General features: G+C 69.7%; 1 protein-coding gene. It reads right to left on the reverse strand.

Translation table 11 applies throughout. The features are described 5' to 3' along the window. On the reverse strand, positions 1-772 hold a 772-nt coding region (locus tag HUK84_RS21095), incomplete at both ends, for an ABC transporter permease (RefSeq protein WP_176641912.1).

A 772-nucleotide genomic window follows, 5' to 3' on the forward strand; every position in this document is an offset into this window, starting at 1 on the left:
CGGCCGGCCGGTAGCCGGACAGGACCAGCGCCGGATACAGGCCGGCGGCGATGCCGACCACCAGCACGATGGCGACCAGGCGCGGGATCAGCCAGAGATAATCGATCCTGACCGACCAGCCGCCCAGACCGTCGACGAACGGCAGGGCGATTTCCGCCAGCGCCAGGCCCAGCACGGCGCAGGGGATCAGCAGCAAGATCGATTCCGCCAGAAACTGGGCCAGCAGATGCGGACGCGTCGCGCCCAGAACCTTGCGCAGCGCGACCTCGCGCGCGCGCAGTCCGGCGCGCGCGGTCGCCAGATTGACGTAATTGATCGCGGCAGCCACCAGGGCCAGGACGCCGACGATCTGCAGCGCGTCGACCACCCGCCGGTCGGTGCTGTTGCCATCGTCGTCGCCGCCATAGAGATGAAGATCGCGGAAATGCGCATCCAGCAGCGGCATCAGCGCCAGCTTGTACCAGCCGGGCTGCAACTGCGGCGGCATGCTGGCGCGCCGCCGGACGAAGTCCGGCAGGCCGGCCGCCAGCGCGTTTGCGTCGGCGGCGGAGCGAAACCGCAGCCAGATCTGGCCCGAGCTGCTCTCCCAGATATGGAAGGCGGGCATGACGTCCTTCATGGCCTGTGGAAAGGCGGCCAGCAGGTCGGGGCGCAGCGTGCGGTCACGGGGGACGTCGCGAAACACGGCCGAGACGGTATAGAGCGTGCGCCGATCGTCGACGGTGATGAAGATCCGCCGGCCGCGTGCCCGCACCGTGCCGAACAGGCGGCG

The organism is Nguyenibacter vanlangensis (assembly GCF_013376155.1).
Lineage (GTDB): Bacteria > Pseudomonadota > Alphaproteobacteria > Acetobacterales > Acetobacteraceae > Gluconacetobacter > Gluconacetobacter vanlangensis.